Genomic DNA, 26,976 nt, shown 5'->3' on the forward strand with positions numbered 1-26,976 from the left:
GGTGGACGGGGTATCAACATATCTGGCGTTGACTTTTGGCACGCTGTTGAGTTCTCAAGGAACGGACGCTTCCTTTGTTCCTGTTTCACCAGGAGCTCCGGGCGCTTCCCTTCGGTCTTGCGTTTCCGACTCTATCAGATCCTTGCGGGCCCGATTTCGCCGGTGCGTTTCCGCCTTTCGGCTTCTTCGCGTTTCCGACTCTACCAGAATCATTTTCGTACCGTTTCCGGTTCGAATTCGGTCCGATTTCCCGTCGGAGGGGGTTTGCCTTTCGGCTGATCCGACTTTATCAGATTGCTCTGGGCCGGAATTCCACCCGGCGTTGCGGTGCTCCGTACGCAGAGGCGTGCGGCGCTTCCCGTTCAGGTGGAGCCGTAAACGTACTGGAGCGGGGCGCCTGGATGCAAATCCAGGCGCCCCGCTCCCACTTGGGCACGTTTGTACGAACCTGCCCGTCAGACCTCGACGACCACGGGGAGGATCATCGGGCGGCGGCGGTAGTTGTCCGATACCCACTTGCCGACCGAGCGGCGGACCAGCTGCTGGAGCTGATGGGGCTCCGCGATGCCGTCCTGGGCCGCCTTCGCCAAGGCGTCGTCGATCTTGGGGATCACGGCCGCGAAGGTCGCGTCGTCGATGCCCGAACCGCGGGCCTGCAGATGCGGGCCACCGACGATCTTGCCGGTGCTGCTGTCGACCACCACGAAGACCGAGATGATGCCCTCGTCGCCGAGGATGCGGCGGTCCTTCAGATGGGTTTCGGTGACATCGCCGACCGAGAGGCCGTCGACGTAGACATAGCCCGCCTGGACCTTGCCGGTGATCTTGGCGACGCCGTCGACCAGGTCGACCACGACGCCGTCCTCGGCGATGACGATCCGGTCCTTCGGTACGCCGGTCAGCGCACCGAGCTCGGCGTTGGCGCGTAGATGGCGCCATTCGCCGTGCACCGGCATGAGGTTCTTCGGCTTGCAGATGTTGTAGAAGTACAGCAGCTCGCCGGCCGAGGCATGGCCCGAGACGTGGACCTTGGCGTTGCCCTTGTGGACCACGTCAGCACCCCACCTGGTGAGGCCGTTGATCACGCGGTAGACCGCGTTCTCGTTGCCGGGGATGAGGGAGGACGCCAGGATCACGGTGTCGCCCTGGACGATCCGGATCTGGTGGTCGCGGTTGGCCATCCGGGAGAGGGCGGCCATCGGCTCGCCCTGGGAACCCGTGCAGACCAGCACGACCTCGTCGTCGGGGAGGTCGTCGAGGGTCTTGACGTCGACGACCAGGCCGGCGGGGACCTTCAGGTAGCCGAGTTCCCGGGCGATGCCCATGTTGCGGACCATCGAGCGGCCGACGAAGGCGACCCGGCGGCCGTACTCGTGTGCCGCGTCGAGGATCTGCTGGATGCGGTGCACATGGCTGGCGAAGCTGGCGACGATGATGCGCTTCTGGGCGTTCGCGAAGACCGTGCGCAGCACATTGGAGATGTCCCGCTCGGGCGGGACGAAGCCCGGGACCTCGGCGTTCGTGGAGTCGGAGAGGAGCAGGTCGATGCCCTCCTCGCCGAGCCGCGCGAAGGCGGGGAGGTCGGTCAGGCGGCGGTCCAGCGGCAGCTGGTCCATCTTGAAGTCGCCGGTGTGCACGACCATGCCCGCGGGGGTGCGGATCGCGACGGCCAGGGCGTCGGGGATGGAGTGGTTGACCGCGACGAATTCGCAGTCGAAGGAGCCGATCCGCTCGGTGTGTCCTTCCTTCACCTCAAGGGTGTAGGGGCGGATGCGGTGCTCCTGAAGCTTGGCCTCGATCAGGGCGAGGGTCAGCTTCGAGCCGATCAGGGGGATGTCCGGCTTCTCCCGCAGGAGGTAGGGGACACCACCGATGTGGTCCTCGTGGCCGTGCGTGAGCACGATGCCGTCGATGTCGTCGAGGCGGTCCCTGATGGACGTGAAGTCCGGCAGGATCAGGTCGATTCCGGGCTGCTCCTCCTCGGGGAAGAGCACTCCGCAGTCGACGATCAGCAGCCGGCCGCCGTATTCGAAGACCGTCATGTTGCGGCCGATCTCGCCGAGGCCGCCGAGGGGGGTGACGCGCAGGCCGCCCTTGGGAAGCTTGGGCGGGGCGCCGAGCTCAGGATGCGGATGACTCAAAAGACTCTCCTCACCACACGCGCCACGCTGCCGTCGAGGCACGTGGCGCGCATGACATTCGTGCACTTGCTATAAGGCGGTTGTTGGTCCGTATTCAGTTGTGAAGTCTGTGTCAGAGCTGTACCCCGCCGGCGGCGAGATCGCGCGTGAGCTGCTCGGTCTCCTCGGGGGAGAGCTCCACGAGCGGCAGGCGCAGCGGGCCGCCGGGCAGGCCCTGCAGGCCCAGCGCCGCCTTGGTGGTGATCACGCCCTGGGTGCGGAACATGCCGGTGAAGACGGGCAGCAGCTTCTGGTGGATCTCGGTGGCCTTGGTGACGTCACCGGTGAGGTGGGCGTCCAGGAGGGCACGCAGCTCGGGGGTGACGACATGGCCGACCACGGAGACGAAGCCGACGGCGCCGACCGAGAGCAGCGGGAGGTTGAGCATGTCGTCGCCGCTGTACCAGGCGAGGCCGGAGCGGGCGATGGCCCAGCTGGCGCGGCCGAGGTCGCCCTTGGCGTCCTTGTTGGCGACGATCCGGGGGTGCTCGGCGAGCCGGACCATGGTCTCGGTGTTGATCGGGACACCGCTGCGGCCGGGGATGTCGTAGAGCATGACCGGCAGGTCCGTGGCGTCCGCGATGGCGGTGAAGTGCCTCAGCAGGCCCTCCTGCGGGGGCTTGCTGTAGTAGGGCGTCACCGCGAGCAGGCCGTGGGCTCCGGCGTCCTGCGCGGCGCGGGCCAGCTCCAGGCTGTGGCGGGTGTCGTTGGTGCCGGCTCCGGCGACGACAAAGGCGCGATCGCCGACCGCATCGACCACCGCGCGGACCAGCTGGGCTTTCTCCGCATCGCGGGTGGTCGGGGACTCTCCGGTGGTGCCGTTGACGACGAGGCCGTCGTTACCGGCGTCCACCAGGTGGGCAGCCAGTCGCTGTGCGCCGTCGAGATCGAGAGCGCCATCCGCCGTGAAAGGCGTGACCATGGCGGTCAGCACCCGCCCGAAGGGGGTCTGCGGTGTGGAAGTCGGAGCCATGGGTCCCACGCTACTCGTAGCTCCCCACAGGATGCGCCTCTGGGGAGCAGGGATGTGGACACCGGCACTGCCTGCTCGGGGGTTCAAGCAGTGCCGGGTCCGTCTGTTCAGCGTAGATGAACTTCACAAAATGCCGCAATCCGGACACCTTGCCCCGCTGTCCTGTGGGCCCCGGCATCCGGCCTCCGGCCTGGGCCTTACGGAGCGATCCGGCCGTTCGCATTGAATGCGCCGTACGTGAGCGGCATGAGCGTGGCCCAGTGGGCCTCCATCTGCTCGCCGACCATTTCGATCTCCCGCTGCGGGAAGGAGGGCACCTTCGCCTGCTCGTGCTGGGTCCGCAGGCCGAGGAAGTGCATCAGGGAGCGTGCGTTGCAGGTCGCGTACATGGAGGAGAAGAGGCCGACGGGGAGGACCGCGCGGGCGACCTCGCGGGCGACGCCGGCGGCCAGCATCTCCTGGTACGCGTCGTACGCCCGGCGGTAGGAGTCCTCCATGACGCGGCCGGTCAGGTCGTGCTGCGCCGGGGTGCCCTCGACGAATTCGTACTTGCCGGGGCGGCCCTGCTGGACGAGCTTGCGGGACTGACCGGGGACGTAGAAGACCGGCTCCAGCTGCCGGTAGCGGCCGGACTCCTCGTTGTACGACCAGCCGACGCGGTGGCGCATGAACTCGCGGAAGACGAAGATCGGGGCGCTGATGAAGAACGTCATGGAGTTGTGCTCGAACGGGCTGCCGTGCCGGTCCCGCATGAGGTAGTTGATCAAGCCTTTGGAGCGCTCGGGGTCCTTGTGGAGCTCCTCCAGGGACTGCTCGCCGGCCGTGGAGACGCGGGCCGCCCACAGCACGTCGCTGTCCGCGGCGCTGTGCTTGACCAGCTCGACCGTCACCTCGCTCCGGAAGCTGACGGCTGCACTGTCGGGGCTCTCAGTGCTCTCGGCGGGGGTCTGGGACACCGGCGGTTCCTTCCAATCGATCCTCGTGCGCGACCAGAGTACGGCCCGCCACCGACAGCCCAGAAAATGCCGCATGATGCCGCGTTAGCCGCAAAAGGGACGCTCTATAGCAGCGCTCGGAGCGGCAGTTGATATTTTTCACAGAAGTCCCTGGAAACGGGCACCAATCGGACCGCACAGACGTCTAACCCTGTGACAGTGCCCACTTCGAGGTTCCTAGGAGAGCCCGCTCATGTTCCGCCGGCGAGAGCCCGTCCCGTTCGCCTTTGTTGCCGAGGCAGACCGGTTCCGCAGCAATGTCACTCCCCCGCCGCGTCAGCGCGCCTCCCGTGCGCAGCTGCTCGGCCAGTCTCTCACCGCGCTGATAGTCGTGGGCGGCCTGGCCGGCGCCCTGCTGTTCGGCGTTCCCGCACTGCAGCAGGACAGTTCCACGTCGAGCCGGGTGCATCAGTCCGAGGCGCATCGCTGATCGGGCCGGCGGAGTGTGCCGCAAGTGGTTCCGCTCCGCCGGTCCCGATAGCCTCACCGGTCACAGCTTCCGTCAGCGTGCCCATGAGTGAGGTTCAGCCGTGCCCCTGCCCTTTCTGACGGCCGACCGCGAGCTCGACACCCGTGCCGCGGAGTACGCCGCGCTGCCGCATGACGAGCCCGACCACTGGCGCCGTCCCTACCGCCCCGGACCGTGGCGGGTGGGGACGGCGGCGGTGTTTTTGCTGCTCGCGTCGTTCGTACTGCTCTCCGCGATGATCATCGCGATGGCCGGCTCGCTCCCCGGAGCCGCGGTCTGTGTCCTGGTGGGGGCGCTGATGATCGCCTTTGCGCTCCGGCTGCTGCGGGTCGGTATCTGGGTCAGCGCACACGGTCTGCGGCAGGTGAACCTCCTGCGGACGGCGACCGAGCCGTGGAGCGCCGTCGCCTCGGTGCGTACCCGCCAGCAGCCGGTGCGCTGGCTGGGGCTGCCCCGGACGGTGCAGGGCCAGGCGCTGATCGTCGAGCGCACCCAAGGTGCCCCGCTGCGGGCGCTGATCACCGACCACAACGGGGATTTCCTGTCCCGCCCGGAGGCCTTCGAGCGGGCCGCGGATGTGCTGGAGGCGTGGGCGGCGGAGCACCGCGGCTGAGTCCCGCGCCTGAGGCCCGGGGTGCCGGCGGTACCGGATGCCGGGTACCGGGTACCACCCCGGCCAGGGGCCCCGGGCGGTCGCCGCCCGGACCCCACCGGCCCGGCGTCGCTCCCGCCCATGACCGGCCCGATGGGTCTCAGGTGGCGGTGCGCACGGCCTTCCCGTCCCCGTCGTGCAGGGCGATCGCCCGCTGCATCGCCTTGCGGGCGCGCGGGGTGTCCCGGGCGTCGTGGTACGCGACCGCGAGCCGGAACCACGTACGCCAGTCGCCCGGCGCCTCCTCCGTCTCGGCCTGCCGCCGGGCGAAGACCGCGTCGGCTGCGTCCCGGTCGATCCGGCCCCCGGGGGTCCGCTTCAGCTCGTCGGCCGGCAGCCCGCCCTCGGCCTCCAGCGCATGCGCCAGCCGGTGGGCATCGCGGGCGAAGCGGGTGTTGTGCCAGAGGAACCAGGCACCGATGCACGGCAGCGCGAAGGCCACCGCCCCCATGCCCATGGCCGCCGGCTCGCCGGTCAGCAGGAGGAGTACGCCCTCCAGCGCCACCACGCCGAAGACGAGCACCAGCACGGTGGCGAGGAAGAAGTACGTGATCTTTCCGCCCATGCCGGTCAGCCCAGGTCGAGGAAGTTTTCCAGGCCGACGGTCAGGCCCGGGGTGTTCACCACCCGGCGCACGCCGAGCAGGATGCCCGGCATGAAGCTGCTGTGGTGCAGGGAGTCGTGGCGGATGGTGAGGGTCTCGCCCTCGCCGCCGAACAGCACCTCCTGGTGCGCCAGCAGACCACGCAGCCGTACGGAGTGCACCGGGATGCCTTCCACGTCCGCGCCGCGGGCGCCGTCCAGCGCGGTGCTGGTGGCGTCCGGCTGCGGGGCGCAGCCGGCCTCCTGCCGTGCCGCGGCGATCAGCTGGGCGGTGCGGGCCGCGGTGCCGGAGGGGGCGTCCGCCTTCTTCGGGTGGTGCAGCTCGACGACCTCGGCCGACTCGAAGAAGCGGGCCGCCTGCTGGGCGAACCGCATGGTCAGCACCGCGCCGATGGAGAAGTTCGGGGCGATCAGCACGCCCGCCGACGGGGCGGCGGCCAGCGAGGTGCGCAGCTGCGCGAGGCGCTCGTCGGTCCACCCGGTGGTCCCGACCACCGCATGGATGCCGTGGCGCACACAGAAGTCGAGGTTGCCCATGACCGCGCCGGGGTTGGTCAGCTCGACCACGACCTGGGCACCGGCCTCGACCAGCCGCTCCAGCTTGTCCCCCCGGCCGAGCCCGGCGACCAGCTCCATGTCCTCGGCGGCCTCGACGGCCCGTACGGCCTCGGCGCCGATGCGCCCCTGAGCTCCCAGTACGGCCACGCGCAGCTTGCTCATCGTTTCCCGTCTCTCTCTTGGTGGTATCGCAGCGGGGCCTACGCGACGACGTCGTCCAGCCGGGCCGCCTGCCGGTCCTTCAGGGCGCCGATGACGGACAGCGAAGGCCGTGCGCCCAGTACATCGCGGGCCACCTCGCGCACCTCGTCCGGGGTGACGGCCGCTATCCGGGCGAGCATCTCGTCGACCGACATCTGCTCTCCCCAGCACAGCTCACTCTTGCCGAGGCGGTGCATCAGCGCACCCGTGTCCTCCAGGCCGAGGACCGTGGATCCGCGCAGCTGGCCGATCGCGCGGCGGATCTCGTCGTCGGTGAGGCCCTGGGACGCCACCTGGTCGAGTTCGTCGCGGCAGATCTTGAGGACGTCGTGCACCTGGTTGGGGCGGCAGCCGGCGTAGACGCCGAACAGCCCGCAGTCGGCGAAGCCGGAGGTGTAGGAGTACACGCTGTAGGCCAGTCCGCGCTTCTCGCGGACCTCCTGGAAGAGGCGGGAGCTCATCCCGCCGCCCAGGGCGGTGTTCAGCACGCCCATCGCCCAGCGCCGGTCGTCGGTGCGCGCCATGCCGGGCATTCCGAGGACCACATGGGCCTGCTCGGTCTTGCGGTTGAGCAGGTCGACGCGGCCGGTGCTGCGGAGGGCGCGGGTGCCGGAGCGCGGCGCGACGGGGACGGCATCCGTCCGGCCCAGGGCCCCGGCCTGCTCGAACGCGCGGCGGACCTGGCGGACGACCTTGGCGTGGTCGACATTGCCGGCGGCCGTGACGACGAGGTGCGTGGGGTCGTAGTGCTTCTTGTAGAAGCGGCGGATGCGCTCGGGGGTCAGGGCATTGACGGTGTCGACGGTGCCCAGTACCGGGCGGCCGAGCGGGGTGTCGCCGAGCATGGTGTGCGCGAACAGGTCGTGCACGCAGTCGCCCGGGTCGTCCTCGGTCATCGCGATCTCTTCGAGGATGACCCCGCGCTCGGCGTCCACGTCCTCGGCCTCGACCAGCGAGCCGGTGAGCATGTCGCACACCACGTCGATCGCGAGCGGCAGATCGGTGTCCAGCACCCGCGCGTAGTAGCAGGTGTACTCCTTCGCGGTGAAGGCGTTCATCTCGCCGCCGACCGCGTCGATGGCGGCGGAGATGTCCAGCGCGCTGCGCCGCTCGGTGCCCTTGAAGAGCAGATGCTCCAGATAGTGCGTGGCGCCGTTGAGGGCGGGGGTCTCGTCACGGGAGCCGACGTGCGCCCAGATCCCGAAGGTGACGGAGCGGACCGACGGCAGCGTCTCGGTGACGACGCGCAGGCCGCCGGGGAGGGTGGTCCGGCGGACCGTGCCGGCGCCCGCGGTGCCCTTGAGAAGCGTTTGGGTACGGGCGACGGCCCGCCCCTCCGAAGAGGTGCGGGCCGTCGTCGCGTGCGTACGAGACGTCACTTGTCGGTGTCGTCCTTCGTGTCGTCCTTCGCACCCTTGTCGGTGTCCTCTTCCTCGATCACGGGGATCAGGGAGAGCTTGCCGCGCTGGTCGATCTCGGCGATCTCGACCTGGACCTTGGCGCCCACCGCGAGCACGTCCTCGACGTTCTCCACGCGCTTGCCACCGGCGAGCTTGCGGATCTGCGAGATGTGCAGCAGGCCGTCCTTGCCCGGGAGCAGGGAGACGAACGCACCGAAGGTGGTGGTCTTGACGACCGTGCCCAGGTAGCGCTCGCCGACCTCCGGCATGGTCGGGTTGGCGATGCCGTTGATCGTGGCGCGGGCGGCCTCGGCGGCCGGGCCGTCGGCGGCACCGATGTAGATGGTGCCGTCGTCCTCGATCGTGATGTCGGCGCCGGTGTCCTCCTGGATCTGGTTGATCATCTTGCCCTTGGGGCCGATGACCTCACCGATCTTGTCCACCGGGATCTTGACGGTGATGATCCGCGGGGCGTTCGGGGACATCTCGTCCGGGACGTCGATGGCCTCGTTCATGACGTCCAGGATGTGCAGACGCGCGTCCCGGGCCTGCTTCAGCGCGGCGGCCAGGACCGAGGCGGGGATGCCGTCGAGCTTGGTGTCGAGCTGCAGCGCGGTCACGAACTGCTTGGTGCCGGCGACCTTGAAGTCCATGTCGCCGAAGGCGTCCTCCGCACCGAGGATGTCGGTGAGCGCGACGTAGTGGGTCTGTCCGTCGATCTCCTGGGAGATCAGGCCCATGGCGATACCGGCGACCGGGGCCTTGAGGGGCACACCGGCGTTCAGCAGCGACATGGTCGAGGCGCAGACCGAGCCCATGGACGTCGAGCCGTTGGAGCCCAGCGCCTCGGAGACCTGGCGGATCGCGTAGGGGAACTCCTCGCGGGTCGGCAGTACCGGCACGATGGCGCGCTCGGCGAGCGCGCCGTGGCCGATCTCGCGGCGCTTGGGGGCACCCACGCGGCCGGTCTCACCGACGGAGTACGGCGGGAAGTTGTAGTTGTGCATGTAGCGCTTGCGGGTCACCGGGGAAAGGGTGTCCAGCTGCTGCTCCATGCGGAGCATGTTGAGGGTGGTGACGCCCAGGATCTGGGTCTCGCCACGCTCGAACAGGGCGGAGCCGTGCACCCGCGGGATCGCCTCGACCTCGGCGGCGAGCGTACGGATGTCCGTGACGCCGCGGCCGTCGATGCGCTTCTTCTCCTTGATGACGCGCTCCCGGACCAGGGTCTTGGTCAGCGAGCGGTACGCGGCGGAGATCTCCTTCTCGCGGCCCTCGAACTCCGGCAGGAGCTTCTCGGCGGCCAGACCCTTGACGCGGTCCAGCTCGGCCTCGCGCTCCAGCTTGCCGGCGATGGTCAGCGCCTGGCTGAGCTCGTCCTTGACGGCCTTGGTCAGCGCCTCGAGGACGTCGTCCTGGTAGTCCAGGAAGATCGGGAACTCGCCGACGGGCTTGGCGGCCTTGGCGGCGAGATCCGACTGGGCCTTGCACAGGACCTTGATGAAGGGCTTGGCGGCTTCCAGACCGGCGGCGACGACCTCTTCGGTCGGGGCCTCGGCGCCGTCCTTGACCAGCTGGATGGTCTTCTCGGTGGCCTCGGCCTCGACCATCATGATCGCGACGTCGCCGTCCGGGAGGACGCGGCCGGCCACGACCATGTCGAAGACGGCGTCCTCGAGCTCGGTGTGGGTCGGGAACGCCACCCACTGGCCGTTGATCAGGGCGACACGGGTGCCGCCGACCGGGCCGGAGAAGGGCAGGCCGGCCAGCTGCGTGGAGCAGGAGGCGGCGTTGATCGCGACCACGTCGTAGAGGTGGTCGGGGTTGAGCGCCATGATCGTCTCGACGATCTGGATCTCGTTGCGCAGGCCCTTCTTGAAGGAAGGGCGCAGCGGGCGGTCGATCAGGCGGCAGGTGAGGACCGCGTCCTCGGAGGGGCGGCCCTCACGGCGGAAGAAGGAACCGGGGATCTTCCCGGCTGCGTACATCCGCTCCTCGACGTCGACGGTCAGCGGGAAGAAGTCCAGCTGGTCCTTCGGGGTCTTGGAAGCGGAGGTGGCCGACAGCACCATGGTGTCGTCGTCCAGGTACGCCACGGCGGAACCGGCGGCCTGCTTGGCCAGGCGGCCCGTCTCGAAGCGGATGGTGCGGGTGCCGAAGGAACCGTTGTCGATCACGGCTTCGGCGTAGTGGGTCTCGTTCTCCACCAGGAATATCTCCTCGTCTGCGTCCGCTGCCCGTATGGCGGCGGACCGTCTTCGGTGGAGCGCCGGTACGGGCCGGTCTTCGATCGAAGCACCCGGAGCGAGGGACGCAGGGCGTCCGTGGATCGTCCGGGGGCCACTACCGAGGACCGGCGGCCAGGAGGCGCTCCTACCGCGTTCAGTTTTGCGATATGGCACCAGACTACAAAGCTTCCGTCCACCATGAGGTGGCGTGGGCATCCGGTGCCTATGGCAAAGGGAGCGGCCCCCGGCGGGAACCGCTCCCTCTACGGCGTCCTACTTGGCGCCCGCCGCGCCGCGGCGGATGCCCAGGCGCTCGACCAGCGCACGGAAGCGCGTGATGTCCTTCTTCGCCAGGTACTGCAGCAGGCGGCGGCGCTGGCCGACGAGCAGCAGCAGACCACGGCGGGAGTGGTGGTCGTGCTTGTGGGTCTTGAGGTGCTCGGTCAGGTCCGAGATGCGGCGGGAGAGCATCGCGACCTGGACCTCGGGGGAGCCGGTGTCACCCTCCTTGGTGGCGAACTCGGCCATGATCTGCTTCTTCGTAGCGGCGTCGAGCGACACGCGGTACTCCTCTGGGTTCCGGTCCGTGAGCGCCCCTGGTTTGCTTCACAGGGAATCTTGGATGACTCATCCGGACCGTCGCACAGCGTACCAGCTGGAAAACGGCCCCCCGACCGGGTGGTCGGGGGGCCGCGGATCCGGGGCGGGCGGGGCCGGCCGGCTAGCTGCCGGTCAGGCCGCGCACCTTGCCGTAGACCTCCAGGACCGCCAGGCACAGCGGCACCAGGGAGAGCAGGACCAGACCGTCGAAGAGGTCGAAGATCCGGCCCCAGAAGGGAGTGACACCCTTGCGCGGGACGACCAGGCCGACGCCGACGAGCAGGGCGGCGCCCGCCGCGATGCTGCTGGAGAACCAGACGGTACGGATGTTCAGCGGGCCGGAGTCCTGGAAGCGGAGCAGGTCGACGAAGATGTCCGACGGCGGGTTCAGCGCGATGCCCAGGATGAGCAGGACGATCGTCAGGATGCCGGCGATGGTCAGGCAGGCGACCTGCGCGGTGTAGTCGAAGAGCCGGGCGCGGAGCATGATCGTGATGCCCGCGGCCAGCGCCAGCAGCTGAGCCCACATGTTGTCGGAGAAGCCGAGGACGACACCGGCGGAGCCGACGACCAGGGCGGCGCAGCCGGCGACGAGGCCGAGCAGCAGTTCGTGGCCGCGCTTGGCCTGGTTGGCGATCTTGACGAAGTCGACGGACTCGGTCTCGCCGCCGTTGTCGTAGGAGCCCTTGGCGATCTGGTCGGGCGACTTGTAGCCGATGGGCAGCCGGGCGAAGCGGGCGGAGAGACCGGGCAGCCAGGCGACCATGGCGATCGAGACGACGGCGGTGACGGCGGCGACCTCGCGGGGCGCGGCGTCGGTGAGGATCGCGGCGAAGACGGCGAGAGTGCCGATGGCGGCCAGGAACGCGGCGGCGACGAAGGGTGCGTCACCGCGCGGCAGCAGGACCACCAGCAGGACGGACGCGATCAGGACGACCACGCAGCCGACGAGGAGGTGCAGCCGGCCGGGTCCCCCGCCCTGTTCGACGGGGAAGATGCCCGAGCCGGCGAGCAGCAGGTGCGGCAGGGAGGCCAGGCCCAGCGCGATGGAGGAGCCGTGGTCGTCGTAGACGCGGGCGCGGACGCCGGCCAGCGCGACCAGGACGATGCCGACGACGCCGGCGATGATGCCGGGCAGGCGGTGCATGTCGCGGTTCAGGGGGTTCGAGAACCACAGGGCGAACGCCATCATGACGAGCAGCAGGACACCGGCGGAGAGGCCGACGACGTGCATGAGGTCGTCGCTCCAGCGGCTGCGGTTGCGCTTGACCGCGGAGGCGACGGCGTCGGAGACGTCGTCGAAGACCGGCAGCGGCAGCGACTCGGCGAACGGCTTCAGCAAAAGGAGGTCGCCGTCGAGGATTTGCTGCTGGGCGAGCGACTGGCCGGCGTCGAGCACCGTGCCGTCGCGGCGTACGAGGTGATAGCCGGTCGGTGCGCCTTCGGCCTGGGACTGCCCGGAGAGCCGCAGGATCTCCGGATAGATGTCGACGAGTGCGACATCCTCCGGCAGAGCCACATCGATCCGTGCATCCGGCGCGGCGACTGTGACCCGGCAAAAACCGGTGCCAGTGCTCGTGCTCACCTGGCGGTTCCCCCTATCCGTTGGGCGTTTTGTCGCGTCGCGCGCCCTATAGAGAGAAAGCCGTCATTCGGGGCTGTGGGCACGCTCGCGAGGCGTCAGCGTACCGTCCAATTCGGCGACGGCCCCACCCACCCCGCGACTTGACGGTTAACAGTAGGATCAACGCCTGGTTCGGGCCAAGCACTTGGCTCGGGGGGACCGTCGAATCCAACGGGGGCGGTCCGAGACTGCGAGATGCATGAAGGACTGATGCCTCGGTGAGCGTTGTCATCGTCAAGCGCCCGCCCCGCGCGCTGCCACCTGAAGTTCCCTCCGAGGAGGTGACACTTGAGGCGCCTCCGGAGCTTCCGCGAGAGGGCGAATCAGAAAACATGCTGATGACCCTTATGCCCATGATGGGTATGGCGTCTTCGGCGGGATTCTTGTTCATGGGCAACCAGCCGTTCATGAAAATCATGGGCGGCTTTATGGTGGCGTCCACCCTGGCAATGGCGATCGTGCAGATCGTCAAGGCTCGCCAAGGGCCTTCCGGGCAAATGCTTCAAGAGCGCCAGGATTACCTCAAGTACCTGACGCAGAAGCGAAAAGAGGTACGGCGCACCGCGCGAAAGCAGCGGGACGCGCAGCTCTTCACCCACCCCGATCCGAGCCAGCTGTGGTCCATCGTGGCCGAGGGCAAACGGGTATGGGAGCGCCGGTCGACCGACCCGGACTTCGGACAGGTCCGGCTTGGCCTGGGGCCACAGCAGTTGGCCACCCCCCTGCGGGCACCCGAGACCGCTCCGGTCGACGAGCTGGAGCCGCTGACCGCGCATGCGATGAAGGAATTCCTCGACAAGCACGGACAGTTGGACAGCCTGCCGCTGGCGGTCTCGTTGCGCGCCTTCTACCACCTGACCGTCTCCGGCGACCCGGACACGGTCTACGGCACCTCGCGCGCCATCCTCGCCCAGCTGTGCACCCTGCACTCGCCCGAGGACCTGGTGGTGGCGGTCGTCGCCGCGCCCGGTGCGCAGGCGGAGTGGGAGTGGACGAAGTGGCTGCCGCAGGTGCAGGACAAGACCAGCGACGGCGCGGGGTCGCGCCGGCTGGTCGTCGGGGACCTCGGTGAGATCGAGGAGCTGCTGGCGGACGAGCTGGAGGGCCGCGGGCGGTTCAACCCGCAGGGCACTCCGGTGACCGACACCCCGCACGTGGTGATCGTGCTGGACGGCGGCGACGTGCCGATGGACTCGGTGATCGCCGGGGCCGAGGGCCTCCAGGGCGTCACCATCCTGGAGGTCGTGCCGGGCGATCTGGACGAGATCCGCGGCGGTCTGGCCGTCCAGGTGTGGCCGGGCAAGCTGGTGCTGGAGTCGGCGGGCGGTGCGGTCTACCACGGTGTCTGCGACGTCCTGTCGATCCCCGAGGCGGAGGCGCTGGCGCGCCAGCTGGCCCCGCTGCGGGCGGGCGCGGGCGCCGACGGCGAGGATCCGCTGCTGTCGTCCATGGACTTCACCGACCTCCTCAACATCGGCGACGCCGGTGCCCTGGACGTGTCGCGTACGTGGCGGCCCCGGACGCTGGCCGAGCGGCTGCGCGTCCCGCTCGGTGTCGACCGCGACGGCCAGCCGGTCATGCTGGACATCAAGGAAGCCTCGCAGCAGGGCATGGGCCCGCACGGTCTGTGTGTCGGTGCGACCGGTTCCGGTAAGTCCGAGGTGCTGCGCACCCTGGTGCTCGCCCTGGCGGTCACCCACTCCTCGGAGACCCTCAACTTCATCCTCGCGGACTTCAAGGGTGGCGCCACCTTCACCGGTATGTCGGAGATGCCGCACGTCGCGGCGGTCATCACCAACCTCGGTGAGGACGTCACCCTGATCGACCGGATGCGCGACTCGATCACCGGTGAACTCCAGCGCCGCCAGGAGCTGCTGCGCTCCGCCGGCAACTACGCCAACATCACCGACTACGAGAAGGCGCGTGCCGCGGGTGCCCCGCTGGACCCGCTGCCCTCGCTGGTGATGATCATCGACGAGTTCTCCGAACTGCTCGCCGCCAAGCCCGACTTCATCGAGATGTTCATCCAGATCGGCCGGATCGGCCGGTCGATGGGTGTGCACATGCTGCTCGCCTCGCAGCGGCTGGAAGAGGGCAAGCTGCGGGGTCTGGACACCTTCCTGTCCTACCGGCTGGGTCTGCGGACGTTCTCCGCGGCCGAGTCGCGGACCGCGATCGGTGTGCCGGACGCCTACCACCTGCCGAACGTCCCCGGTTCCGGCATCCTGAAGTACGACACCGAGACGATGGTCCAGTTCAAGGCCGCGTACGTCTCCGGTACCTACCGCGGCCCGGGCGCCGGCGGTGGCGGCGGCCGCGGCGGCCGCACGAACCGGCTGCCGGTGCCGTTCACCGCGGCCCCGGTCGTCGAGCAGATCATCGAGGAGCCGATCGCCGTCGAGGCGGCCGAGCCGGAGATCGACGACGCGCTGGCCGACACCGTGCTGGACGTCATGGTCCAGCGGATGCAGGGCCAGGGCCCGCCGGCGCACCAGGTGTGGCTGCCCCCGCTGGAGGAGGCGCCCACCGTCAACCAGCTGCTGCCGGCGCTCGCGGTCACCCCCGAACGGGGCGTGCACGCGGCGGAGTACACCGCGCTCGGCAAGCTCGTGGTGCCGGTCGCGCTGGTGGACAAGCCGTTCGAGCAGCGGCGTGACGTGATGTACCTGGACTTCTCCGCCGGTGCCGGTCACGGTCTGGTCGTGGGTGGTCCGCAGTCCGGTAAGTCCACGCTGATCCGGGCCGCCATCGCCTCGTTCGCGCTCACCCACACCCCGGCCGAGGTGCAGTTCTACTGCCTCGACTTCGGTGGCGGCGGCATGCTGACCATGGAGGGCCTGCCGCACGTCGGCGGCGTGGCCTCGCGTCTGGACGCGGAGAAGGTGCGCCGTACGGTCTCCGAGGTCGTCGGCATCCTCAACGAGCGTGAGGAGTTCTTCCGGGCCAACAACATCGACTCGATCGGGACCTACCGCCAGCGGCGGGCCTCGGGCGCCTACCCCGACCAGAAGTGGGGCGACGTCTTCCTGGTCATCGACGGCTGGGGGACGTTCAAGACCGACTACGAGCAGATGGACCCGGTGATCCTGGACATCGCCGCCCGCGGTCTCGGCTTCGGTGTCCACCTGATCATCGCCGGTGCGCGCTACACCGAGGTGCGCCCCGCGCTGCGCGACCAGCTCCTCAACCGTGTCGAGCTGCGCCTGGGTGACCCGATGGAGTCGGAGTTCGACCGCAAGCGCGCGGAGAACGTCCCCATGGGCAAGCCCGGTCGCGGGATGTCCCCCGAGAAGCTCGACTTCCTGGGAGCGCTGCCGCGACTGGACGGGATGAGCGACCCGGAGACGCTCAGCGACGGCATCGCGAACCTGGTGGCGACGGTCAAGGAGCACTGGCAGGGCGAGCCCGCCCCCGCGGTGCGGATGCTGCCGACGATGCTGCACGTCAACGAGCTGCCCAAGGGCAACGACTACCCCGACCACGGCATCGCGATCGGTGTCGACGAGACCACGCTCTCGCCGGCGTTCGTCGACTTCGAGACCGACCCGCTGCTGGTCATCTATGGCGAGAGCGAGTCCGGCAAGTCGTCGGTGCTGCGTCTGCTGGCCAAGCAGATCGCCGAGCGGTACCCGTCCGACAAGGCGCTGATGGTGGTCTCCGACTACCGCCGTGCGCTGCTCGGGGAGATCCCCGAGAGCCACATGTACAAGTACTGCGCCGCTGGACCGCAGTTGCAGGAGGTCATCACCGGTCTGGCCGGTTCGCTGGGCCGCCGGATGCCCGGGCCGGACGTGACGCCGGAGCAGCTGCGCAACCGCAGCTGGTACGACCTGCCGGACGCGTTCGTGATCGTGGACGACTACGACCTGGTGGCGACCAGCAGCGGCAACCCGCTGCAGCCGCTGCTGGAGTACCTGCCGTTCGCCCGTGACCTGGGCCTGCGCCTGATCATCGCGCGCAGCTCCTCGGGCGCCGGACGGTCGTCCTTCGAGCCGGTGATGCAGCGCACCAAGGAGCTGGGTGCGCAGGGTCTGATCCTCTCGGCCGATCCGGCCGAGGGTCCCCTGATGGGCAACATCAAGGGCCAGAACCTGACGCCCGGCCGGGCCATGTTCATCACGCGCAAGCGCGGTGCACAGCTGGTCCAGACGGGCTGGCTGCCGCCCAACAGCGGCTGACCGCGGCACCGCACGACGGCGGTGGGGCGTCCCTCCTGGGAGGGGCGCCCCACCGCCGTTTGTGGGTGGGGGAGGTACGTACTGGCCTGTGTGGGTACGGGCGGACTGGTGTCCTGTGGCCGGTGCCGTACGGCCGGTGTCGGTGTCTGGTGCGTACGGGCCGGTGCCGGTGGCGGGTGCGTACGGACCGGTGGGTTCGAGCTGGTGTCGGTGGCCGGTGGTCAGCCGAAGGCGCCGTGCTGGGTGACGTCGGGGCCGGCCGGGCCGGGGGGCTCGGCGGCGGAGGCGGAGCGGTCCTTGGCGGCACCCGTGGGGGCTGCGGCCGTCCCGTTCTTCTCCGCCGCGCCGGCCTTCGGGGACCGCTCGCCGCCCGGGGCCGGTTCGGCACCGGCCGGCCGGCTCCGCACGCCCTTGGCAAGGCCCTCGCCGCCGCGCGTCTTCGCCTCGCCGTCCCGAGCCGGGCCGAACGGGTCGGGCCCGAGCGGTGCGGTGGAGGTGTCCCACGCATGCCCCGCGGCCGGGACCTGGCGCCGGCCGCCGCCCCCGCCGCGTTTGCCGAAGGCGCCGCCGAGGCCGTTGGCCAGCTGGCCGAGCGCCATGAAGCCGTAGGCGGTCTCGTTGCCGGACGAGGACTGCGCGCCGGCGGCATGGTCCACCGGGGGTGCGCCGTGGCCCGTGCCGTCCCCGCCGGCCGTGCCGTCCTTGTCGTCGGAGGACGCGGCGGCAGCGGTCTCCAGGTCGGCGGCGGCCAGTTCGAAGGCCGGCAGCGACTCGTCGACGGACCGCTTGAGGCGGTGCCACTCCGCGGCGAACGCCTCGCCGGCCGGGCCCTGCCAGTTGGCCGCGGCCGCGGTGCCGACCTTCCGGTCCAGGTCGCGGACGAGGCCGTCGAGGTGATTGCCCATCTCCCGCCAGCCCGCCGCCGCTTCGTGCAGGGCCTCGGGGTTGCGCCGCTCGCTCACTTGACGCTCCGGATCATCTCGTCCAGCTCTTCCTCGGCCGCCTGCACATGGGCAACGGTCTCCTTGATCCCTCCGCCGACCTCGGCGAGCCGCTGCTGCAGCTGGACGAGGGCGTGCTCGGCCTGCTCGTACAGCTCACGGTACGGCCGGGCCGCCTCGTCGCTGCCGAAGCCGTCCCGCAGCGCCTCGGCATCGGCCCGCCGTCTGAATGCGGCCAGCTGCCGGCTCAGTTCTTCCGCACGTACCTCGAAGGCGGCACCCAGTGTGTGCAACTCCCCCGTACTGAGCCGGACTTCGTCGGACATCTTTTCTCCCCGAATTGAATGACAGCTGCCTGCCAACATCGCCCCAGGTCTAGCACACCCGCAATAGGAGGGAAGCCTTCTCGAAGCGGGGCACCGGCAAAGAGCGGAATGCATACGGAGCAATATGCGGCAATACCGACAACACCTGCCCTGGCGGCCAGTTCACACCCGTCATCACCCGTCATTAGACTCAGGACGCCGGTGCCGCACACGCGGTTGCTGTGCCATCACGTTCAAGGGGGCAGAGATGAGCAATGAGCGACAGATCCAGGACGAGGACCTGATGGACGTCGCCCAGGATCCGGAGCAGGCGCACCGGCTGCGCAAGGCGCTGAAGGTCCTGGCGGAGAACCCCAACGTCGGCGGCAAGCTCCAGGAGATGGCCCAAGAAGTGCTCTCCGGCCGGATCGGCATGAAGGACGCCATCGAGACGCCGGGGTACATGGACGCGCTGGGCGACCGGATGAACGAGATCCGGCGCGCCGCGGAGAACCAGACCATGGCCGAACGCGAGGCCTCGCGCGAGAAGTTCGCCGCGTGGCAGAAGGAGCAGGAGGCCAAGGAGGACGCCGAACGCGCGGAGCGCGACGGCCCGACGGGCAACATCGTGACCGCTCCCCGCCGCGGCGGCCGCGGCGGCGGGCACCGGGGCTGACCGGACCACCGCGCGGACAGTGCGCAACGGCCGGCCGGGCAGCACGCCCGGCCGGACCGTCGTCTTTTTCTTTCCCGGGAATCGGTGCACGGCACACGCAGTGCCGATGCGCCGGTACGGCGGATACTGCGGATACTTCGGGATACGGCGGATACGACGGATACCGCGGATGCGGCCGAAAGCAGATCGGCCACCGAAATCACCGGACGGATCTGCTTTCTTCCCCCACAAGGTGATCCCGATTTCTCCACACCGGATCTCCGTGACCGTGCTTCGACACCGCCTGACACACGCTCACTCACTCACCCCTCCGTGCGGCAAGCATGTTCCCGTTCCGGAACGGCGGACCCCGTGCGGTCTTGAGCATGCGGCCCGGAACATAAGATCGAGCCGGCACAGCAGGAATCCACAAAGGTGGAGTCGGCATCGATGGGGGACGAGGGAGACATGAGCGCCTCAGACGAAGGAATCGCCGGGGCGAACGGATATGCACCGCATCCGTACATCGGCGGCCGTACTTCCGTTCTCAGTGCGCTCGCCGCGTGGCGTATGCGGTGGCCGGGCGCACCGCGCGTCATCGTGCTCACCGGAAGCCCGGGCAGCGGGCGCTCGCGTCTGCTCACCGGCTTCCTGATGCTGTGCGACCCCCGCTTCCGCAAGCAGCTGCCGCTGGATGCCATGGACCCGACGACGGTGCCGCCGGACCTGCCGGCGCCCGCCGTGCCGAGCGCCCAGGGACGCACCGCGGCGCAGCTGCGGGGGCTCCTCGCCGACCACTTCGAGCTGGGTACGGCCCGTGGCGAAGACATCTGCACCGAACTCGCCGCCCGTGAAGAGCCGGTGACGATTGTGGTGCCGGATGTCGACCGGGCCGGACCGGTGCGCGCCGCGGACGAGCCGGCCCGCGTCGTGCGGGACGTGCTCAAGCCACTCGCCGCCACCACCACGGTGCAGTTGCTGGCCGAGGTGCCGCGTGGGCTGGCCGCGGAGCTGGCGGCGGCGCTGCCGTCCAGCCAGGTGCGGATCATCGATCTCGACGACCCCGAGTGGGCCGACCCCGACGGGCTGGTGCGGCACGCCGAGGCCGCGCTCACCCTCGGGCCGCCGGAACTCCCCTTCTGCGCCGATCCGTCGGCCCGCCGGGCGCTCGCCGAGGCCCTGGCCGAGCGCGCGGACGGCAACCGGCTGACCCTCCAGCTCGCCGTGCAGTCGCTGGTCATGCAACCCCAGGGCGTCGACCCGGCGGACCCGGCGACGCTGCCCGGCAGCGTCGGCGAGGCACTGGACCTGCATGCCCGCCGGCTGGGGGCCGACCCGCAGACCCTGCGGCTGATCCTGGCGCCGCTCGCGTTCGCCGAGGGCGCGGGGCTGCCCGTCCAGCTGTGGGGCGCGCTGGCCGACGCCGTCGCCGGACGGGACATGAGCCGCGACCTCGCCGAGGGCATGCGGCTGGCCGCGCCGTTCCTCCAGCCGGCCGAAGGCGCGGAGCAGGACCAGGCGACGGAGACCGCAGCGAGGGCCCAGGCGGCCGACGGGACGACGGGCAGGGTGACGGACGGGGTGACGGTCGGGGACGGAACCGACGGTGGCCGTGGCCGTACGCTGCTGCGTCTGCTGCACCCGGGCATCGCCGAGGAGATCCGCGCCGGCCTGCCGGACGTCCAGGGCGCCCAGACCAGGATCGCCATGGCGCTGCTGGACGCGGTGCCCCAGCAGGACTGGTCCCGGGCCGACCCCTACATCCGCGACCACCTCGCCGCGCACACCCTCGACGCCGGACTGCTCCCCCAACTCCTCACCGACCCGGGCCTGTTCGCGCACGCCGACCCGGTGGCGATGCGAGCCGCCATCGAGGCCGTACCACTCGACCGGCTGGGCGCACCGGCCCGGACGTACCTGCGCACCGCTCCGCTGCTCACCCGCTCCCAGGCACCGGCGGGCCTGCGGGCCGCGTTCCTGGAGTCCGCGTTCGTCGAGGACGGGCTGGCTCCGTATGCGGAGGCGCTGCACCGGCTCGGCTTCCCCCTGCCCTGGCGCACACTGTGGAGCGTGCCGCTGGCCGGCGTCCGCGCGGTGACAACCGGTGCCCTCCGGCCGGCGGACGGCGCACCGGCGGCCGCGGCCCCGGACGGCACGACGGCTCCGGACGGCACGACGGCTCCGGACGGCACGACGGCCACTGCGGCCCCCGGCACGAAGGCCCTCGGCGACATCGCCCCCGGGCCTGCATCCGCCGCCTCCACCTCCCGCCCCGTCGCCACCTTCATCGTTCCCGAGGGAACCCCTGGCTCCCGTACGGTCCCCGCCCCGGACGGCGATACCTCCGAAGGTACGGCCACGGGGGCGCTGCTCGTCCACGACCTGCTGCGCCCCGGGTACGTCGATGCCGATCCGGCACAGGTGCGGCGCCCCTCCGAAGAGGCCCGGGCGGCGGCCCCGTTCGGGTTCAGCCACGGCCCCGACTCACTGCGCGTCTGGGCGCGCGCGAACCGGAAGGAAGTGGCCACGCTGATCTCGGACACCCCGATCACCGACGCCGCCCTCTCCCCGGACGGCGTGCTCGTCGTCGCCACCGAACGCGGCGTCACCGCCCGGCAGGTCCTCGCCGCACCCGGCACTCCCACCGTGCCGGCCCAACGCACCGGCACCGCCGACTCCGCATCGCCTGACGGCCGCGGAGGACACCACTCGTAATCACCCGGGCGCAGGCGCGGGCGCAGGCCACCGCCGCCCGCTGACTCAACGCGGAGGGCCATCAGGGCCTCCGCGCGAGGTGGTCGGCAAGCTCTGACTGGAGGGCGTCCGCGGCAGCGGCTCATACGGAACCGGGCGCTGCGGAACGGCCCCCGTGGAACGGTCCTCCCCCTCAGGGCAACAGCAGCCAGTCCGCTGCCAGTGCAGCCGCGAGGCCGAGACCCAGCAACCAGGTACCGAGCCGGGTACGCCCGTGCCGGCTGAGCTCGATCACCACGCCGCAGAGCACCAGCGCGGCCCCGTACACCCCGACCACCAGCACCGACGTACGCGACGCCAGGCGCACCACGAGCACCACCGCCATCGCCACCATCAGCACCGAGGCCAGGACGATGCGTATCCGCCTCGCCTGACGTGGCGTCAGCCCCACACGACTGTCGGGCAGGGGCTCTTCATTGCCGGGCATGTCCATGAGCGGAAATGCTACGGGACCGCTGATCGCCAGCACCCGCCACTCCCCTGCACACGTCGCCTCCAGCCACCCACCAGTCCCGCCCGCTCACCGACGAGCAGCATGCACACCGTCCACGCTTTCAGCAATCAAATGACTTCAACGGCCACTGGTCGTCTCTGATCTGATCCGCCAAGGCGACAGGGGCGGCGCCGAAGAGCACTGCTCCCGCCACCACCGCGCCGCCCACCGCACGCTTCATTCGCATAGGGCTCGTGCCAAGTCCCCCCGCATAACAGCTTGGGGCCCGCAGCGGAAAACTGCGGGCCCCAAGTCATTTCATTCCCATGTCGCACAGATGCGTAACCTCCGCCGCCTTGGACCGGATGACGATCTCAGGGCCACTGTGGCTGAAAGGGTCGCATCACGCGCTCATCTTCTGTGCAGCGCGAGCTCTCAAGGGCTCACTACCGGCCCGGCGGCTGGGTGGGCGGCGCCGGGGGAATCGATCCAGGAGCACTCGGCTGTTGCTGGTAGGGACCGGGCTGCTGGTACGGGCCAGGCTGCTGGTAAGGCCCCGGCTGCTGGTAGGGGCCGGGCTGCTGGGGCGCGAACCCAGGGCCACCAAAGCCACCGGGACCACCATTGGGCGGTCCATTGCGGCCATTCTTCTTCTGCCGGACAACGACAATGACGATGACCGCGACAACAACGAGGACACCGACCGCAATACCCACGATGGCACCCATGCCAAGGCCCTCGCTCTTCTCGCCACTCGCCTGCTGACCGCCACTACCTGCGCTCGCACCGCCCACGCCCGCGGACGAATCCGCCTTCGGCGTCTTGAGCGGACCGTTCTTGGAGCCGGCGGGGATGTCGGCAGTCAGCGCCTTCAACGGCTGAATGAAGCCATACCCATAGTGGGGGTCGGGAAGCTCAAGGTCCTTCTTACCCGGCGGCAGGCCGGCGGACTTCACGAGCCGGTTGGCGATCTGACCTGCTGAGAGATCAGGGAACTTCGAACGCAGGAGCGCCGCAGCGGCCGAGACGTAGGCCGTGGAGTCGGACGTACCGTCCGCCAGTCGGTATTGTCCCGGAGTAGCAGAAGCAGACGTGATTTCTACACCGGGAGCGGTGAGCATCAATTGACTGCCCGAGTTGGACTTCGACCACATCTTTCCGGCCTTGTCCACTGAACCCACGGTCACAACCCCGGGGCTAGCAGCCAATTCTCCCAGTTTGGTCTCTCCAGAGTTTCCGGAGGCCACTACGACCAGGACGTCCTTCTGTGCCGCGTAGGCCAGCGCACTCCGGTCAGAGTCGGTGAGAAACGCGGGGCCGATCGACATGTTGATGACGGACGCATCGTGATCGACTGCGTACCTGATCCAGTCGCCCGGCCCCGAATTCTCAGACCCGGCTCCAACCTGCGGCCTCCCCACAGGAAGGATCTTTGCATCCGGCGCAAGACCCATCACACCGTCGGCATTTCCGGCACCGTGCCCATGCCCAGCGATGAGCGATGCCATGCCAGTTCCGTGATCCCCTGGCCCCTTGCGATCTCCGCGCCCACCATCAATGAAGCTCTTTCCCGGGAGGACGTTGCCCTTCAGGTCGGGATGGTTGCCGTTAACGGGATCATCAATCACCGCGACAGTGACGTCCTTACCCGTCGACTCCTTCCAGATACTCGCGGCGTCGAACGCCTTGAGTGGCCACTGATCATCCCTGTTCTGATCAGCCAAGGCGGTAGGGGCGGCGCCGAAGAGCAGTGCTCCCGCCACCACCGCGCCGCCCACCGCACGCAGCGTCCGCGTGAAGCTCATGCCGTACACCTCTCCGTAGCGACAGTGGGGCCCGCAGCCCGAGGACTGCGGGCCCCACCTCGATTCCGCCGAGCACCTTATCTGGACTGACAGGTCCCTACTCGATGACCTTGGGCGCCACGTTGCGCTCAGGCGTCCAAGTCTCCTCTTCTTCTACCAGGTAGTCCGGACGCTGGCCGTTCTCTCCGCCCTTGTCCTTACCCTTTGCCCCGTGAGCACCATGCGCGCCAGCCATACCTGCCGGGCGGCGACCGCCAGAAGCACCCTGCTGCGTGCCGCCACGGCTGCGGTGCAACCCAGATCCTCCTTGCCCCCCGGCTCCGAGCTTGCCGCCCTTCCCGCCGACGACGCCACCCTTCTGGCGTGCCAACGCACTGCCCTTACCGCCGGCGCCCTTTGCGCCAGCGCCCTTTGCGCCGCCGGCGGCTCCGCCCATGCCCGGCATGCCGGCGCGGCCGCCCCGTGCACCCGCTCCAGCGCCCGCGCCACCCGCACGAGCTCCACCGGCACCGCCGATACCCCCGACCATCCCCGGCGCGCCGGAGCCGCCGACGCCCGGACCAGAGCCCGCGCCGACGCTTCCGGAGCCGCCGCCCAAACCGCCACTACCCACGCCGCCGCCGACGCCGCCACCACCGGCGCCTCCAAGGCCCGGACCGGTTCCTCCCTGGAGACCGTCAAGTCCGGTCCCGATGTGAGGTGCAGGAGCCTTCGGGACGCTGCCGACCCCACCATCGATGCCATGTGGGCGGGGCGGTTCCATCGGCTGCGGCGTCGTGTAACCGCCGCCCTTCATCCCCGGCGTCTTCCCCATCGGTGCGCCTGTTTTCGGCGTGGATGGCATCGGGCCGAACGCACCAATGCCCGGAATACCTCCGCCACCATCACCGTCGTGTTCTGGCCGCTTGACGCTGCCGTCGTCATACGGGGGGACAGTTCCCATGGCCTTCACCCCCGCTCGGTACGTCGTCCCCAACTGCTCCATGTAGTGAGCAGCCTGCAGCTGACGCTCCTTGCCCAGCGACAAGCTGGTGCGGTTCTTGTTCATGGCATCCCAGATGCTCATGTTCGGGTTCTGGAGGTCTACCTTCAGCTGCGAGTCGTCCCGACCATCGCCGCCGACCATCCCACCGACAAGGCCGCCGACCAGGGCACCGCCGCCACCCGGCATGAGGGTGTTCCCGATCGCTGCACCCTTACCGACGCCGGAACTGGCTTTATCGGCGAGCCAGTCTTCCTTGCTCTCCCACCCACTCGGCTCCTTGACCTCGTCGACGAACTTCTGGACGTCCTTGAGGTTGTCGCCGATCTGTCGCAGAACCTCGCCGGTGTTGTGTGGATACAGGGCAAGATTCGCGAAGTTTTCGCTGATCTTTTGCGCCGAGGCGGCAAACTGATCGGCAGAAGAGCCGTGCCAGGTCTGCAGGACCTTTTGCACTGCATCATCGAAGTGCTTCTTGATGCCGCCGTCCCAGCCTTCGCCGACCAGTGCGACTCGGACGTCCCGCCAGCCCTTGGCGACGTTACCAACCTCTGTCGGGTTGGCCCCCGCCACCATCTGCTTGAGGTCGTTGAGTCCCTTCTCAGTGAACTGAGGACGACTCGCGATGACGTCGTGGCCGACTTCTTGAGCCTCCCCCGACCCCTTGGCAGCCTTCTTAGGTGGCTCCGGCACCTGCACCTTCGCCGGCTTGAACTCAGTGTCCTTCGAAGCCATCTGCTGTCCCCCACTCCGTCATCGAACATGCCTGTCTGTCATTGCGATCTGCCGGCTGACGTCACTGACCGGACATGGAGATGGAGTTATCCGCTTCCGCGTCCTGGTACGCGCCCCTGACCTTGTGCGACTTCTTCCCGAAAGTGTCGACGAGGCCCTCGACCATGTGCATCATCTTTTCGATCTCGCCCTTCATCTTCGCGTGGGCGCCATAGAGTTCGGCCTCTTCCTTGAATCCCTCGCCCAAGGAGCCCTTCGGAAGGTAGGTGCTGTTCGTGGCCGTGCTCTTCGAGTCGCCCATCTCCTTGAGGACATGGTTGAGCTCTTTGATGACCTGGTCCAAGGCATCCAGATCAACCCCGTACTGCCCATGAGCCATGGTTAGGCCTCCCCGTGTGTTCGCAAACCAGTCTTTCGACGCCAGTCGCGGAGTGCGATGGCGGAGCCAACTACCGTGCCGACGGCGAGAAGTCCGCCGCCGACGATGTAGATGGAATAGCGGGCGCGTCGCTCCTCGGAGCTTTCGCCGAGGGCGACGGCGACCGGATGGATGTTGGAGCCGTCAGCCACATTGGAGGACTTGTCCGGCTTGGGTTCTCCGGTGGGCACCGTGTCGTCGTTGAGGGCCGCCACCGGATCGACGACGCCCCAGCCGATGAAGTCGTTCCGGTTCGGGCGCACGCGCTCAGCGGTCTTTTCGAGGTGCCAAATGAGCTGCTGTGGAGTCCACTTGTCGTGCTTCGCCTTGAGCAGGGCCGCGGCTCCCGCGACGTAGGGGGCGGCGAAGCTGGTTCCCTGGTCGACGCAGTTTCCGCCGTCGGGGACGGTGGAGACCATGTCGACGCCCGGCGCGGCGATCTGGACGAACTTTCCGGACTGGGAGAAGGGTGCCCGCTCGTTGTTCCGGTCCGAGGCGGCCACTGCGAGGACGTTGGGGTATTTCTCCGAGTAGGCCGCGGGCCACATGTCCTTCTCGCCGCCGTCGGCACCGCCGTTGCCGGCCGAGGCGACAATGAGAACGTCGTGCATATCGGCGTACTTGACCGCTCGCTCAAGGGTGGGCAGAAGGCGCGGATCGGCGGCGGTTCCCTGCGAGACATTGATGATGTCGACGTGTTCGTCCACGGCCTTTTTGATGGCCGTCGCAAGGCTGTCGGCGGTGCCGGGCTTTTCCTGCGAGGTCTGCTGGAAGGGGATGACGGTCGCCTCGGGGGCGATTCCGTAGAAGCCGGAACCCTTCATGGGGCGGGCGGCGATGATGCCTGCCACTTTGGTGCCGTGGCCGACCTTGTCGTCGGTCGGCTTTCCCTTGACGAGGGAGATGCCGCCGCTGCCGATCTCGTCCTTGATCTGCGGGTTCTGCGCGTCGATACCGGTGTCGACGACGCCGACCCGGATTCCCTTCCCCTTTCCGTACGCCCACATCTGATTGGTGAGTATGCGCTGCAGCGACCACGGGGTCTCTTTGATGTAGTCGGCGCCGAACTTGCACTCACCGCTGTGGAGCGGGACGTTCTCGTCCGCGACGGCCGGTGCGGCGGTGACGCTGGACAGGCCGACGATGCACGCCGCCGTAACCAGTGCGCCCGTCGTTCGGCGACGGTGCCCGGCTCGATGACCAATGGCGCGAGATCCCACGGGTTGTCTGCTCTCCATGAAGGGCGGAAGGGGAGGGGCGAGGACTGAGAGGGTGAGGGGAGGGAGA

General features: G+C 69.1%; 21 protein-coding genes. 5 read left to right on the plus strand and 16 right to left on the minus strand.

Annotated elements, in window-relative coordinates:
* Positions 1-455 precede the first annotated feature (455 nt).
* The 3 genes from EST92_RS18995 to thyX all read right to left on the minus strand — a co-directional run bounded on the left by EST92_RS18995 (position 456) and on the right by thyX (position 4,109).
* Positions 456-2,141: a ribonuclease J gene (locus EST92_RS18995; protein WP_129282082.1), complete on the minus strand. Its 1,686-nt coding sequence runs from the start codon at positions 2,139-2,141 to the stop codon at positions 456-458.
* A gap of 112 nt (positions 2,142-2,253) precedes the next feature.
* On the minus strand, positions 2,254-3,153 hold the full coding sequence (gene dapA, locus EST92_RS19000) for a 4-hydroxy-tetrahydrodipicolinate synthase (RefSeq protein ID WP_129282083.1): 900 nt from the start codon (positions 3,151-3,153) through the stop codon (positions 2,254-2,256).
* Positions 3,154-3,350: 197 nt separating this feature from the next.
* The gene (thyX, locus tag EST92_RS19005; RefSeq protein ID WP_129250526.1) at positions 3,351-4,109 is read right to left on the minus strand and encodes an FAD-dependent thymidylate synthase; all 759 of its coding nucleotides are present in this window, start codon (positions 4,107-4,109) and stop codon (positions 3,351-3,353) included.
* 232 nt (positions 4,110-4,341) lie between these two features.
* On the opposite strand from thyX, the gene EST92_RS19010 reads away from it, so the two are divergent.
* Positions 4,342-4,578 carry a hypothetical protein gene (locus EST92_RS19010; RefSeq protein ID WP_129282084.1) on the plus strand — a complete coding sequence of 79 codons (237 nt, stop codon included), beginning with the start codon at positions 4,342-4,344 and terminating at the stop codon, positions 4,576-4,578.
* Between the two features lie 100 nt (positions 4,579-4,678).
* Positions 4,679-5,230, plus strand: a complete 552-nt coding sequence (locus tag EST92_RS19015) for a PH domain-containing protein (RefSeq protein WP_129282085.1) — start codon at positions 4,679-4,681, stop codon at positions 5,228-5,230.
* Between the two features lie 139 nt (positions 5,231-5,369).
* Here the strand turns inward: EST92_RS19015 and EST92_RS19020 are convergent, their stop codons facing one another.
* The 6 genes from EST92_RS19020 to eccD form a co-directional block, all read right to left on the minus strand.
* Positions 5,370-5,834: a hypothetical protein gene (locus EST92_RS19020; protein WP_129250529.1), complete on the minus strand. Its 465-nt coding sequence runs from the start codon at positions 5,832-5,834 to the stop codon at positions 5,370-5,372.
* Positions 5,835-5,839: 5 nt separating this feature from the next.
* Entirely contained in the window at positions 5,840-6,592 is a 753-nt protein-coding gene (gene dapB, locus EST92_RS19025) for a 4-hydroxy-tetrahydrodipicolinate reductase (RefSeq protein WP_129282086.1), read from the minus strand.
* A 38-nt stretch (positions 6,593-6,630) separates the two neighbouring features.
* Entirely contained in the window at positions 6,631-8,010 is a 1,380-nt protein-coding gene (locus tag EST92_RS19030; RefSeq protein WP_129282087.1) for a pitrilysin family protein, read from the minus strand.
* Positions 8,007-10,238: a polyribonucleotide nucleotidyltransferase gene (locus tag EST92_RS19035; RefSeq protein ID WP_129282088.1), complete on the minus strand. Its 2,232-nt coding sequence runs from the start codon at positions 10,236-10,238 to the stop codon at positions 8,007-8,009. Before EST92_RS19035 ends, EST92_RS19030 begins: the two co-directional genes overlap by 4 nt.
* Before the next feature lie 294 nt (positions 10,239-10,532).
* Positions 10,533-10,820 carry a 30S ribosomal protein S15 gene (gene rpsO, locus EST92_RS19040; protein WP_006602744.1) on the minus strand — a complete coding sequence of 96 codons (288 nt, stop codon included), beginning with the start codon at positions 10,818-10,820 and terminating at the stop codon, positions 10,533-10,535.
* 160 nt (positions 10,821-10,980) lie between these two features.
* Positions 10,981-12,444 carry a type VII secretion integral membrane protein EccD gene (eccD, locus tag EST92_RS19045; protein ID WP_129282089.1) on the minus strand — a complete coding sequence of 488 codons (1,464 nt, stop codon included), beginning with the start codon at positions 12,442-12,444 and terminating at the stop codon, positions 10,981-10,983.
* Between the two features lie 257 nt (positions 12,445-12,701).
* Between eccD and eccCa the strand changes: the two genes are divergently transcribed.
* Positions 12,702-16,661, plus strand: coding sequence for a type VII secretion protein EccCa (eccCa, locus tag EST92_RS19050; protein WP_129282090.1), 3,960 nt, complete (start codon positions 12,702-12,704; stop codon positions 16,659-16,661).
* Between the two features lie 221 nt (positions 16,662-16,882).
* Here the strand turns inward: eccCa and EST92_RS19055 are convergent, their stop codons facing one another.
* Positions 16,883-17,623 (minus strand): WXG100 family type VII secretion target, encoded by a 741-nt coding sequence (locus EST92_RS19055; RefSeq protein WP_129282091.1) that lies wholly within the window; start codon positions 17,621-17,623, stop codon positions 16,883-16,885.
* Positions 17,620-17,928: a hypothetical protein gene (locus EST92_RS19060; protein WP_129250536.1), complete on the minus strand. Its 309-nt coding sequence runs from the start codon at positions 17,926-17,928 to the stop codon at positions 17,620-17,622. The genes EST92_RS19055 and EST92_RS19060 overlap by 4 nt, the downstream gene beginning before the upstream one ends.
* A 247-nt stretch (positions 17,929-18,175) precedes the next feature.
* On the opposite strand from EST92_RS19060, the gene EST92_RS19065 reads away from it, so the two are divergent.
* Positions 18,176-18,583 carry a hypothetical protein gene (locus EST92_RS19065; RefSeq protein ID WP_129250537.1) on the plus strand — a complete coding sequence of 136 codons (408 nt, stop codon included), beginning with the start codon at positions 18,176-18,178 and terminating at the stop codon, positions 18,581-18,583.
* Positions 18,584-19,030: 447 nt separating this feature from the next.
* Positions 19,031-21,277 (plus strand): ATP-binding protein, encoded by a 2,247-nt coding sequence (locus tag EST92_RS19070; protein ID WP_129282092.1) that lies wholly within the window; start codon positions 19,031-19,033, stop codon positions 21,275-21,277.
* 172 nt (positions 21,278-21,449) lie between these two features.
* On the opposite strand, the gene EST92_RS19075 is transcribed toward EST92_RS19070, so the two are convergent.
* The 5 genes from EST92_RS19075 to mycP all read right to left on the minus strand — a co-directional run bounded on the left by EST92_RS19075 (position 21,450) and on the right by mycP (position 26,909).
* Complete coding sequence (locus EST92_RS19075) at positions 21,450-21,749, minus strand: hypothetical protein (RefSeq protein ID WP_093489242.1); 300 nt, start codon at positions 21,747-21,749, stop codon at positions 21,450-21,452.
* A 446-nt stretch (positions 21,750-22,195) separates the two neighbouring features.
* The gene (locus tag EST92_RS19080) at positions 22,196-23,554 is read right to left on the minus strand and encodes a S8 family serine peptidase (RefSeq protein WP_174244064.1); all 1,359 of its coding nucleotides are present in this window, start codon (positions 23,552-23,554) and stop codon (positions 22,196-22,198) included.
* A gap of 97 nt (positions 23,555-23,651) precedes the next feature.
* A complete protein-coding gene (locus EST92_RS31175; protein ID WP_154073981.1) occupies positions 23,652-25,271 on the minus strand; it encodes a hypothetical protein in 1,620 nt (539 codons plus the stop codon).
* A gap of 61 nt (positions 25,272-25,332) precedes the next feature.
* Positions 25,333-25,650, minus strand: a complete 318-nt coding sequence (locus EST92_RS19095) for a hypothetical protein (protein ID WP_096212480.1) — start codon at positions 25,648-25,650, stop codon at positions 25,333-25,335.
* Between the two features lie 2 nt (positions 25,651-25,652).
* The gene (mycP, locus tag EST92_RS19100; RefSeq protein WP_129282094.1) at positions 25,653-26,909 is read right to left on the minus strand and encodes a type VII secretion-associated serine protease mycosin; all 1,257 of its coding nucleotides are present in this window, start codon (positions 26,907-26,909) and stop codon (positions 25,653-25,655) included.
* Positions 26,910-26,976 lie beyond the last annotated feature (67 nt).

The organism is Streptomyces sp. TM32 (assembly GCF_004122755.1).
GTDB lineage: Bacteria > Actinomycetota > Actinomycetes > Streptomycetales > Streptomycetaceae > Streptomyces > Streptomyces sioyaensis.

Bases quoted from the DNA above. Each gene is read 5' to 3' on its own strand.
- dapA (WP_129282083.1), bottom strand. From the start codon at position 3,153: ATGGCTCCGACTTCCACACCGCAGACCCCCTTCGGGCGGGTGCTGACC.
- EST92_RS19010 (WP_129282084.1), top strand. From the start codon at position 4,342: ATGTTCCGCCGGCGAGAGCCCGTCCCGTTCGCCTTTGTTGCCGAGGCA.
- EST92_RS19020 (WP_129250529.1), bottom strand. From the start codon at position 5,834: ATGGGCGGAAAGATCACGTACTTCTTCCTCGCCACCGTGCTGGTGCTC.
- dapB (WP_129282086.1), bottom strand. From the start codon at position 6,592: ATGAGCAAGCTGCGCGTGGCCGTACTGGGAGCTCAGGGGCGCATCGGC.
- EST92_RS19060 (WP_129250536.1), bottom strand. From the start codon at position 17,928: ATGTCCGACGAAGTCCGGCTCAGTACGGGGGAGTTGCACACACTGGGT.
- EST92_RS19065 (WP_129250537.1), top strand. From the start codon at position 18,176: ATGAGCAATGAGCGACAGATCCAGGACGAGGACCTGATGGACGTCGCC.
- EST92_RS19070 (WP_129282092.1), top strand. From the start codon at position 19,031: ATGAGCGCCTCAGACGAAGGAATCGCCGGGGCGAACGGATATGCACCG.
- EST92_RS19075 (WP_093489242.1), bottom strand. From the start codon at position 21,749: ATGGACATGCCCGGCAATGAAGAGCCCCTGCCCGACAGTCGTGTGGGG.
- EST92_RS19080 (WP_174244064.1), bottom strand. From the start codon at position 23,554: ATGAGCTTCACGCGGACGCTGCGTGCGGTGGGCGGCGCGGTGGTGGCG.
- EST92_RS31175 (WP_154073981.1), bottom strand. From the start codon at position 25,271: ATGGCTTCGAAGGACACTGAGTTCAAGCCGGCGAAGGTGCAGGTGCCG.
- EST92_RS19095 (WP_096212480.1), bottom strand. From the start codon at position 25,650: ATGGCTCATGGGCAGTACGGGGTTGATCTGGATGCCTTGGACCAGGTC.